General features: G+C 69.8%; 9 protein-coding genes. 3 read left to right on the forward strand and 6 right to left on the reverse strand.

Translation table 11 applies throughout. From position 1 onward, the window contains the following. The coding region (locus tag CH341_RS34375) for a hypothetical protein (RefSeq protein WP_210208533.1) at positions 1 to 781 on the forward strand (781 nt) is incomplete at its 5' end. Here the strand turns inward: CH341_RS34375 and CH341_RS22370 are convergent. Then, a complete protein-coding gene (locus CH341_RS22370; protein WP_170149762.1) occupies positions 763 to 2,031 on the reverse strand; it encodes an NnrS family protein in 1,269 nt (422 codons plus the stop codon). The two genes, CH341_RS34375 and CH341_RS22370, sit on opposite strands and share 19 nt — an antisense overlap. A gap of 463 nt (positions 2,032 to 2,494) precedes the next feature. On the opposite strand from CH341_RS22370, the gene CH341_RS22375 reads away from it, so the two are divergent. Beyond that, positions 2,495 to 4,780 carry a TonB-dependent receptor family protein gene (locus tag CH341_RS22375; RefSeq protein ID WP_111421188.1) on the forward strand — a complete coding sequence of 762 codons (2,286 nt, stop codon included), beginning with the start codon at positions 2,495 to 2,497 and terminating at the stop codon, positions 4,778 to 4,780. A gap of 56 nt (positions 4,781 to 4,836) precedes the next feature. Here the strand turns inward: CH341_RS22375 and CH341_RS22380 are convergent, their stop codons facing one another. The 3 genes from CH341_RS22380 to CH341_RS22390 form a co-directional block, all read right to left on the reverse strand. Then, positions 4,837 to 5,094, reverse strand: a complete 258-nt coding sequence (locus tag CH341_RS22380) for a hypothetical protein (protein WP_111421189.1) — start codon at positions 5,092 to 5,094, stop codon at positions 4,837 to 4,839. Positions 5,095 to 5,370: 276 nt separating this feature from the next. Beyond that, positions 5,371 to 6,315 carry a 3-hydroxyacyl-CoA dehydrogenase family protein gene (locus CH341_RS22385; RefSeq protein WP_111421190.1) on the reverse strand — a complete coding sequence of 315 codons (945 nt, stop codon included), beginning with the start codon at positions 6,313 to 6,315 and terminating at the stop codon, positions 5,371 to 5,373. A gap of 100 nt (positions 6,316 to 6,415) precedes the next feature. Then, a complete protein-coding gene (locus CH341_RS22390; protein ID WP_111421191.1) occupies positions 6,416 to 7,714 on the reverse strand; it encodes a GntP family permease in 1,299 nt (432 codons plus the stop codon). 255 nt (positions 7,715 to 7,969) lie between these two features. Here CH341_RS22390 and CH341_RS22395 point away from each other — a divergent pair, with 255 nt between their 5' ends. After that, a complete protein-coding gene (locus CH341_RS22395; protein ID WP_111421192.1) occupies positions 7,970 to 8,677 on the forward strand; it encodes a GntR family transcriptional regulator in 708 nt (235 codons plus the stop codon). 106 nt (positions 8,678 to 8,783) lie between these two features. On the opposite strand, the gene CH341_RS22400 is transcribed toward CH341_RS22395, so the two are convergent. Then, a complete protein-coding gene (locus tag CH341_RS22400; protein WP_111421193.1) occupies positions 8,784 to 9,413 on the reverse strand; it encodes a glutathione S-transferase family protein in 630 nt (209 codons plus the stop codon). A 193-nt stretch (positions 9,414 to 9,606) separates the two neighbouring features. Next, positions 9,607 to 10,908, reverse strand: coding sequence for a glycosyltransferase family 87 protein (locus tag CH341_RS22405; protein WP_210208535.1), 1,302 nt, complete (start codon positions 10,906 to 10,908; stop codon positions 9,607 to 9,609). Positions 10,909 to 11,022: the final 114 nt, after the last annotated feature.

Consider the following 11,022-nt stretch of genomic DNA (forward strand, 5'->3'; position numbering starts at 1 on the left):
GGCGCAGCCCGGCCCCGGCCCCGGCCCGCCGGCACAGCCCTCGCCGCCCCGCCCCTATTCGAGCATCGCCGTCACGCCCCCGGCCCAGTCCGCGGATCCGAGCTTCTCGGCGTTCCGCCAGCAGCTCGGCGAGATCGCCGGCCGCAAGGACCGCGTGGCGCTCGCCGGCCTGGTGGCGCCGGGCTTCTTCTGGTTGGCCGACCGGGGCGACAAGGCCGACCGCAAGAAGGCGCCGATCGACAATCTCGCCCGCGCCATCGGGCTGGACGGCGCCGACGCCGACGGCTGGGAGCTGCTCACTCACGCGGCCGCCGAGCCGACGCTGAAGGCCTTTCCGCCCAAGACCGGCGTTGTCTGCGCGCCGGCGGCCCCGACCCTCGACGACAAAGCCTTCGAGCAGCTCCTGAAATCGAGCCGCACCGACGTCTTCGACTGGGCTTGGCCGGCAACCAGCAGCCTGCCGGTGCGGTCCGGCGCCGCCGCAGACGCGCCCGTGGTCGAGACGCTCGGCTCCGTGCTGGTCCGGGTGCTCCCGGACGAGGCGCCTCCGGGGGCACCCGGTGCGCCGGGCGCTCAGCCCGCGGGCGGCCCCGCCCCCGCCGCCGGCGCACCGGCGGTCCAGCCCGGCCCCGGCGCGGTGCCACCCCTCAAGGTCGTCACGCCGAGCGGCAAGATCGGCTGGGTGTCGGCCGACGCGGTACAGCCGCTGGTCAGCGACCAGCTCTGCTACGTGAAGGACGCGAGCGGCTGGAAGATCGGCGGCTATCTGGGCGGCGAGTGAGCGGCGCGCTCCGCCGCCACGGCGGGGCGCAGCAGCATCGGCCCGTAGAGGACCAGAAAGCCCGCATAGGCGGCGATCCACGCGACGCCGGCGAGCGGCAGCAGCGGCAGCGTCCACTGCGGCGCCAGGATGCTTCCTGCGCGCGCCACCGCGGCCACGGCGAGCGCCAGATAGATCGCCGCCGAGCCCGATCCGGCGCGCAGCGGGCGGCCGGTGTGGCCGAGGCTCACCCGGGTCATCAGCGCCAGCGTCATCAGGCCGATGCCACCGACCGCCCAGACATGGACGGCGGCCGCGGTCAGTTCGGTCTCGGCCGTCAGCGCGCCGGCGCCGGCCATCAGCAGGCCGAGCGGCGTCATGGCGGCGCCCAAATGCAGCACCCAGACCAGCGGCTCGGAGCGCGTGCGTGACGGCGCCCAGCGGGCCTGTCGGACCAACAGCAGACCGCCCGCGGCGAGCAGCACGGCGCCGCTGGCCGGCACGAGCGGCCGCGCCGGCGGCAGCGCCAGCCAGACCACCAGCGCCGCGAGCCCGAGCCCGACCGCACCGCCGTCGAGCCATCGCAGGGACGGCGGCAGCGGCGCCCGGCCGGTCTCCGCAAGATAGTCGCGGGTGAAGGCCGGGACGATGCGGCCGCCGAGCAGCATCATCTGGGCCGTCACACCGGCGAGCGCGAGCCGCGTCGCCGTCGCGCCCTCGTGCCCGGCCGCGAGGTCCGCATGGAACAGGATCTCCGCGACGGCCAGGACGATCAGCGACAGCACGGCGGGCGCATTGTCGACGCTGCGAGCCGCGATGATCTCGACCGTCACCAGGCCGGCCAGCACGCCCGTGAAGGCGATCGCCAAAAGCGCGACGCCGAGGGGCGAGAGCCCCAGAAGCCCGGCGGCGGCGAGCCGGCCGGCGATCCACAGCGCGAGCAGCGCCGCGAGGGCGCCGCCGCCGACCGGCCGGCGGCCGGTCCAGTGCGGGATCGCGGTGAGCAGGAAGCCGGCCTGCACGGCCGGCACATAGCCGAACAGCAGCTCGTGGGCGTGCCAGGCAGCCGGCGCCAGCGGCGGGTCGATCCCGGCGAGGAGCGGAAAGGCGGCGCCCCATAGGCCGATCACCAGCACGGCCTGAAGCGCGCCGGCCAGGAAGAACACCCGGAACGAGGCGCCGTGCGGGGCCGGCCGGCGGGCGGCCTGCAGCCGGCCCGACGACGGGCGCCGGAGCGGCCGACCGGAGGACGACAGCTCGATCCCGGTCACGGCAGGCCTCCGCACTGGCGCGCCGATGCGTGGAGTCCCTGAAACGAGGACGACATAAGTGATAACACGAGTTTCATTCCGTCTCGTTATGCCATATTCGCAGTACTTATACTTTCCGTCTGGAATCGTTTTATTGTCTGATACTTAGTTTTCATTGTTTCTAAACTTCGCAAATTTGGTTTTACTCGCCCTAAGCCAAATTCTTACTCCTGGCAACACGGCTTCTCCGGCGACTCCCTCGCCGGCTGTTCACCCGCCAGCCAGCGCCGCTCCGCGTGCGCCCGCCAGCCCCGTTTCCACCTCGACCCGCCGTCGGGGCGCGCGAGGCCGGCCGGGTGCCGATCCCCGTCCGGCTTCTGCGAACCGCCGTCCGCCGCCTGCGCCGCCACCCCCGTCGCGGCGGCGGATGGCTGCCCTACCGGCGCGGCCGCATTGACCCGAATTGCCAGGACGAGGTTTCCCGATGACTCTCGATCGCATCAGCCGCCGGAGCACGCCGCCCGTGGACGCCTTGCCGCCGCTCTTCCGTTCGCAGTCCCGGACCCGCGGGCCCCTGCCGCGCCGCGCCCTGATGGCGGCCGTGTCGGGCATCGCCCTGGCCGCCGCGGCGGGTCTCGGCGCCGCCCCTGCCCTCGCCCAGTCGGCCGCGCCGGGCGCCACCGTGACGCTCGACACGCTGGTGGTGGAGGCGGACGGCCAGCGCGCCCCGGCGACGACGACCGAGGCGGAGGCGCGCCGGCGGCTCGCGGCGACGCCGGGCGGCACCGCCGTGGTCGACCAGAAAGAGCTCGCCGGCCGCGCCGACGTGTCGATCGCCGAGTCGCTCAACATCGTGCCGGGCGTGATCGCGTCGAGCTTCCTGGGCGGCAACGACCAGCCGAAGATCCACATCCGCGGCTCCGGCCAGCAGTCGAACCCGACCGAGCGCGGCCTCCTGATCCTGCAGGACGGCCTGCCGCTCAACCGCGCCGACGGGTCCTACATCGTCGGCCTGATCGACCCCCGCATGGCCGACTTCTTCGAGGTCTATCGCGGCTACACGGCGAACCGGCTCGGCGCAACCGTGCTGGGCGGTGCGATCAACTTCGTGTCGCCGACCGGCTCGGGCTCGCCCGGCGCGCAGGTGAGCGTCGAGGGCGGCAGCTACGGTTATGTCCGCACCCAGGTGCAGGGCGGCGACCGCAAGGGCGATTACGACGCCTTCGTCCAGTACTCCTACGACCAGCGCGACGGCTATCGCACCTGGAACGGCTCGGAGCGGACCATCTTCAACGCCAATGCCGGCGCCAGGATCAACGACGACATCTCGACCCGCGTGTTCGTCGGCTGGACGGATCTGGGCTTCGAGATCGCCGGCCCGCTGTCGTGGAAGCGCCTGCAGGCCGACCCCACCCAGGCGGCGCCTGGCCCGATCGTGATCGGCGGCGTCGCCACCGAGCCGGGGCCGAACGCGGTGCGCGACAAGCCGCGCCGCGACACCCAGCAGGCCCGCGTCGGCTCCCGCACCACCGCGACCTTCGGCGAGCACGTGTTCGACGTCGCGCTCGGCTACACCTGGACGGACGACACGTTCCGCTTCCCGGTCGGCACCGGCTATCGCATCACCGAGGGCGGCGACGTCACCGGCTCGGCCCGCTACGCCTACCGGCCGGACAAGACCGCGGCGCTGCCGCTGTTCGAGGCGACCGCCATGGTCGTGGCCGGCAGCGCCGACCGCACCTGGGCCAACAACTATCGCGGCAACCGGACGACGACCTTCGGCACCAACGCGCTGGAGGCCCAGACGCTGTCGGTGTGGTCGGGCTTCAACGTCCCGGTCGGCGCCTTCACGATCTCGCCGGCGCTCTCCTACATGATGGCGACGCGCGACAACACCGACACCTGGGGACGTTCGACGCGGCCGCGCATCACCAACGCGAACACCGGCGCGACCGGCGCGGTGGCGGCGACCGGCACCGGCTTCTCGCGATCCTACGACGCGCTGAACCCGAGCCTGGCCGTGCTCTACACCATCGCGCCCGGCAACGTCGCCTTCGCGGCGGTGAGCCGCACCTACGAGGCGCCGACCTTCGACGACCTGCTGGAGGCGACCGGCGGCACGCCGAACGCCAGCCCGACCGGCTTCTCGACCCCGAACCTGAAGGGCCAGAGCTCGATCACGGCGGAGACGGGCGTGCGCGGCGGCATGGGCCGGTTCGCCTGGGACGTGGTGACCTACTATTCGTGGATCGAGGACGAGCTGATCCGCACCACCAACGTGGCGGGCGCCATCTCCACCACGAACGCCGACCGGACGCGGCATTTCGGCGTCGAGCTCGGCGGCCGGGTGAAGATCACGGACGCGCTGACGGCGCGCGTCACCTACACGTATCAGGACTTCCGCTTCTGGAACGATGTCCTCTACGGCGACAACCGCATCGCCGGGGCGCCGCGCCACGTGCTGCTCGGGGCGCTGCGCTACACGGTCGATCCGAAGCTGTGGGTCGAGGGCGAGGTGCAGTGGGTGCCGGACGACCTGCCGGTCGACAACGCCAACACGCTGTTCTCCGAGGCCTTCGCCATCGTGAACCTGCGCGCCCACTACGCCTACGACGCCACCTGGAGCGGCTTCGCCGAGGTGAGGAACGTGTTCGACACGACCTACGCCGCCTCGACCCTGACGATCGGCCGCGCCAGCCGCGCCGACCAGGCCGCCTTCCTGCCCGGCGACGGCCGCGGCGTCTACGGCGGCGTCAAGGCGCGGTTCTGAGACGAGCTCCAGATCAGCAGGTCGCCGTCATTCCGATACGGCGGCCCGGGCCGGCGTCACTGCATGCGCGACCGGCGGGCGACCGCGACGGCTTTCCGGCAATGCGCCGCGCTGATCGACGAGATGCGGGCGAGCCGCGCGTGGTTCTCCGGCGTGAACGGGTTCTCGCCCATCGCCTTGAGGAATCGCACCAGCGCCTGATGATAGACGCGCTCGGCATCGGCGACCTCGTCGCGCGACAGCTCGTGCCAGCGCTTGTCGAAAAAGGAGCGCGTGCCGCACGCGGGGCGCTTGTCGAGAAAAGCCTTGGCCATCGGACGACGTCTCGGGAGGGACTGCGGGGGACACCTGTCGACGCCCGGGGACCCCCGGACCGCCCCATCATTGCCGCGAAACGAATGAGATCGGTTTATTCTGGCGGTAATTCCTGATTCAAATTGCGACGCGGCGCGTGAGAGGACGTTAGCCACGGCCGCGACCACCCACAGGCCGGATCCGCGAGGCCCGTGTCCCGCGCCGATCCTCGACCCGGGCCGCGTGCTGCGGACCGACGGTCTCCAGCAATGGCTCGCCCTGCAGGGCCGTTTGTATCAGACGTAATATTCGGATGCCTTGAGCTGGTGGATCAGCCGCCGCATGAACGTCTTCTTGATGTCCTCCGCGGCGGACCGGTCGTACGCGTAGAACCCCTCGCCGGACTTCACGCCGAGCTTGCCCTGTTTCACCTTGGCGCGGAGCAGCGGATTCGCGCAGGTCGAGTTGTCCATCTCCTTCAGGAGATTGTCTCCGACCACGCACCAGATGTCCAAGCCGCCGAAATCCGTCACCTCCAGTTGCCCGGTCGTCGCGTAGCGGAACGCCGGACCGAACTTGAGCGCCCGGTCGATATCCTCCGGATCGGCGACCTCGTTCTCGACGAGCGAAAAGACCTCACGCGCCACGCCCTGCATGATCCGGTTCGCCACCAGCCCGGGAATGTCCTTCCGGATCCGGATCGTCTGCTTCCTGATCGTCCTGTAGAGGGTCTCGACCTCGCGAAAGATCGGCTCCGGCATGTTGCCGAAGCAGGACAGCTCGACCAGCGGAATGAGATGCGCCGGGTTGAACCAGTGATTGACGATCATCCGCTCGCGCCGCTCCGGAGACACCGCGGCCATCATGTCCTTCAGCGGCAGGCTGGACGTGTTGCTCGCCAGCACCGTGTCGGGCCGGCACACCGCATCGAGGTCCCTGAAGATCTTCTGCTTCAGCTCCATGACCTCCGGGGCGGATTCGATGACGTAGTCGCAATCCGCGACCGCCGCAGCGAGATCCGAATGAAGCGTGACCCTGCCCAGCGCCGGTCCGACGTCGCCCGCGGCCATGTAGTCTTCGCCGGCGAGAAGGTCGAGCGCAGCCTCGATGTCTCGCATCACCGTCTGTCGCCGGCCTTCGCTCGGCTCGTAGAGCGCGACCGGGAAGCCGTGCATGGCGAACGAGACTGCGATGCTGTGCCCCATGGTCCCGGCACCGAGAATGCCGATGGTCTTGATCATTCCTCGTCCTCCGTACGGCGCAGGAGCGGACGTCGCTCGCCGGCCATGGCACCGGGCGCAGAGGCCGCGCCCTCACGGACGCGGCGTCCACGGCGCCGGCCTAGTAGATCAGGATCGCCAGCGCCCCGACGATGAACATCGCGAAGAACGTGCTGACGACGTGGGTGTACCAGATGTGCCTGTAGGCCTGCCGGTGGGTCAGCCCGGCCACGGCCAGCGTGGTGATGACGACGCCGTTGTGAGGCAGCGCGTCGAACGAGCCGGCCGCGATGGCGACGACGCGGTGCAGCATGTCGTGGTTCAGGCCCATGGCGACGTACTTGCCCATCAGCGTTTCGAGCACGATGCCGAGGCCGCCGGACGCCGATCCGGTGATGCCGGTCATCAGATAGGTCGCGACGGTGAGCGAGATCACCGGGTTTCCGGGGATGGCCACCAGGAGGTCGGTCAGGATCTTGAACCCCGACGTGGCCGCCACCGCCATGCCGTAGCCGACGTCGGCGCAGGTGTTGATGACCGGCACGGCGGAGTTGAACGCCCCGGCGTTGAGCGTGGTCATGTGGTTCTCGACGTGACGCCAGAAGCACGCGGCGGCGACGAGGCAGCCGATCACCAGCGACCAGACGATGTCGATCCGGACGACGTTCAGCGCGACGATGACGGCGACCGGCGGAACCAGGCTGATCCAGAAGTTGGGGAGCCGCTTGTCCTGGATTTTCGCCGACGCGGCCGCGACCTCGGCCGATTCCTCGTAGACCTCGCCGCGCGTCTTGCTGAGCGCCAGCTGGCGCTTCATGTACAGAACGCAGAAGACGGTGACGAACAGCGCCGCGGAGAGCCCGAGGATCGGCGCCGCCGTCGGTGTCGTTCCCAGATATTTCGTGGGCATGATGTTGAGCACCGACGGCGTGCCCGGGATCATCGTCATCGAGAGCGAGCCGATGCCGAAGTAGAACGGCGCCAGGAACAGGTGCCACGGGATGTTCATCTGTTTGAACAGCGGCCGCGCGATCGGCATGATCGCGAAGATGACGACGAACAGGCTGACGCCGCCGAGCGTGAGCAGTGTCGTGATGAGCGAGATGGCCAGCAGCACGTAGAGCTGGCTGCCGGTGCCGGTGGCTTTCAGGATGTTTCCGGCGATCGCGCGCGCCGCACCGCTGTCGTCCATGTATTTCCCGAACACGGACGCGAACAGGAAGATCAGATAGAACTTTCCCGCGTAGTTCACGAAGCCCTTCATGTAGGGCCCCAGCAGCGTGTCGAGCACGTCCATGCTCGAGAAGAGCGCGACGATCACGACCGCCAGCGGCGCGATCAGCATGATTCCAACGCCACGCAGCGCCAGGAAGACGATCACCGCCAGCGAAACGAAAATACCGATGATGCTCGGGTCCATGATCCCTCCTTCGACCTCCAGCCGGCGCGGTCTTCGGCTCCGGTGATGCCGGCAGCCAGCGAGACGCGGGACTCGCGCCCCTTCTGCCTTGATATCCGATATCAAATATATCTGATATCAGCTTGCTCAGGGTGGCGATATACGTGATATTTCCGAGACGTTTCGGAGATCAGGGAGGGAATCTGATAGTCTCCGCCCGCCACAGGACGACGTCCGGCGCTTCGATGGCGCCATAAATATATTCGAGAAAACAAGGTGTTGAAGAAAATCGCCCCGGTCGACGTGTCGACCCTGCAGGACCGCATCTACGAGAGGCTGAAGGGCTCTCTCCTGGTCGGCGAGTTCCAGCCCGGAGACACCCTGTCGATCAAGGCGCTCGCCGAGATGGTCGGAACCAGCGCCATGCCGGTTCGCGACGCGATGAATCGCCTGGTCGCCGAGGAAGCCCTCGTGCGGTCGCCCGACCGGCTGATCCGCGTGGCCCCGTTCACCCGGGAAATCTGCGACGAGCACATCCGCATCCGGATGCACCTGGAAGGCCTCGCCGCCCAGCGGGCCTGCCGATCACCGGACCGGGCGCAACTCGTCGTCCGCCTGCGGGCGATCAATCGGGCGATGTTCGACGCGATCGAGGACGCCGACATCCGAAGAGCCGTGGAGGCCAACAAGGACTTCCACTTCGCCATTTTCGAAGCGGCGCGCTATCCGCAACTGCTGCAGGTCGTTTCGCGTCTGTGGTTGAGGACCGGCCCCTTCGTGGCGACGGCCCGGCGCAAGCCGTCGGACGCCCGCCAGATGTTCGCGACCGGATTCAAGTTTCACGACCGCGTCATCGCCGCGATCGCGAAGGCCGACGTGAAATCGGCGCGCTACGCCCTGTCGGGCGACATCCGCACCGCGACACACTGGCTGCAGAAGAACTACGATTTCCGCGACGACGAGGCGACCCCCGCGAACGGCTAGCGCGACGGCTCCGTCCATCCGACCGTCGCGGACAGCGGCTGCGGCATGTCCGAGAGCGTGCTGGTCCGGGACCTGCGGACGTCCGGCGACGGTGCTGGACCGCGCCCTACCCGGCCGCCTCCAGCGCGGGCGTGCCTTCCATCGTCACGTGCCGCGGCTGCGACGCGACGCGGGCGAGCCAGCGACGGATGCGGGGGTAGCCGGCGAGGTCGAAGCCGGCGTCGTCGGCCATGTGGGTGTAGGCGTAGAGCGCGATGTCGGCGATGGTGTAGCGGCCCGCGGCGAAGAAACGGTTGGTCTCGAGGTGCTCCTCCATCAGGCCGAGCGCGGCGTAGCCGGCCTCGGTCCAGCCCTCGATCTGGTGCATCTTCAGGTCGCGCCCGCCGCGCACCAGCGTCAGCCAGAAATAGGCGGCGCCGATGCTGGGCTCCATGCTGTTCTGCTCGAAGAACATCCAGCGCAGCGCCTCGGCGCGCTCGAAGCGGTCCTCGGGGGCGAGCGGCGTGCCGCCGGCGATGTACCACAGGATGGCGTTCGACTCGGGCAGCCAGCGCCCCGCCGCGACCTCCAGCAGCGGCACCCGGCCGCTCGGATTCTTGGCGCGGAACTCCGGCGTGCGGTTGTCGCCCTTGAGCACGTCGATCTCGACGAGGCGATACGGAATGCCGAGCTGGGTGAGGGCGAGCCTCACCTTGTAACAATTCCCCGATCGCTGCATCGAGTAGAGCGTGTACATCCGCGGTCCTGACCGTTGACCCACCGTTTCGTCACGTCCCCGTCTGTGCGCAGAGCGCGCCGTCCGCGTTCCGATGCCCGGGAGCCTTCGCCCGAACGCCACGTCGTCGGCTTGTACGCTCGTCGGATTGTACGCGATTGCGATGAACGATCCCGAGATCGTTCATCATTGCAGGCTCGAATTACGACTTCAATTAGGTCGGCGCCGGAGTTTCGAGCGTTTCTGGACGGGTCGCCGAACCGTGCGCCGCAACGGGGCCGAGGGTCATGCTGCACCGCCGCACCGTCGTGATCAGCAGCGCCAGCGTCACCAGCGTGCCGACCGGAACAAGCATGTGCTCGGCGACAGCGCGCGTGAAAAGCGGCATCACGAAGACGAGCGCGAGAAGTGACTTTTCACCCCGGGCGAAGCCGTGCCGCACGCCGTCCGTGATCAGGAACGCCATCGCCGGCGCGAGCAGCATGAGGTCGTAGTCGTGGCTGTGCGGTGCGACCGCCAGAGCGCCGATCAGCAGCAGCGCCGCCCGCAGCGGCGGCCGCACCGGGGCCCGCCAGGCCCAGACGACCGCCCCGGCGGTCGCCAGCGCGACGATCGCGTGCAGGCCGTAGGCGAGGCCGGTCGACCCGCCCCACAGGCGTGTCCAGGCGAACACGCCGTGCAGCTTGTGCCAGCCGGCGCTGCCCTGCTCCAGCACCTCGGCCCGGGTGCCGCCGAGGCCGGCCAGAAAGGCCTGCCACGGCTCCGGCCCGAGCAGCGCCAGGGTGACGCCGAACAGCGCCAGCACGGTCGTGCCGGCGGCCGCGACGGTGCGCCACCGCCCGCCGGCGAGCAGCGCCAGCGGGATCAGCGGACCGAACTGCGGCTTGTAGACCAGCAGCCCGAGCAGCACGCCGGCGAGGAGCGGCCGGCGGTCGAGGATCGCCAGCGCGCCGCCGAACAGCGCCGCGGTGAGAAACCCGTTCTGCCCGTGCCCGAGCGTGACGAAGACGCCCGGAAAGGCGAGGACCAGCAGCAGCCACATCGGATCGAGCGTGCTCGTGGGCCGCCACGCCCCCTGCCCGGTCGTGCCGCCGTCCGCGCCACGCAGAATCGCTCGCATGGCCCATACGTAGAGCCCCACCGTGACGGCCAGCCACAGGCCGAGCGCGACCGGGTACGGCAGCGTCGCGAGCAGGCCGGCGACCAGCAGGAAGAACGGCGGGTAGAGCCAGCCGTAGAACGGCGTCTCCGGCCCGAAGGTCGCGCGCTGCAGGGCGAACAGCGCCTCGTTGTCGAAGGCGCGGGCCGGATGCCCGTCCAGCACGAGCAGGCCGGCGGTCCAGAAGCAGGAGAAGTCGGTGCCGAGCGGTCGGCCCTGCCAGTCGGTCCAGCCGTTCGAGGTGACGGCGACCGCGACCAGCGCCAGGGTGGAGAAGCCGAGCAGCGCCAACGCCCACAGCCGCACCCGCTCGCGGGTCAGCCAGTCGCCGCTCGCCACCCTCGCCGCCAGGCCCATCGCGCCCTCCCGATCGAACCTCGCGAGCATAGGTCACGCGCCTAAATGGTTGGTGAGCGCCCCCCACCGGGGGGCCCGGCCCCGCCGGCCCGGCGGTGTCCCGCCCGGCCTCGC

This window comes from Rhodoplanes roseus (assembly GCF_003258865.1).
GTDB lineage: Bacteria > Pseudomonadota > Alphaproteobacteria > Rhizobiales > Xanthobacteraceae > Rhodoplanes > Rhodoplanes roseus.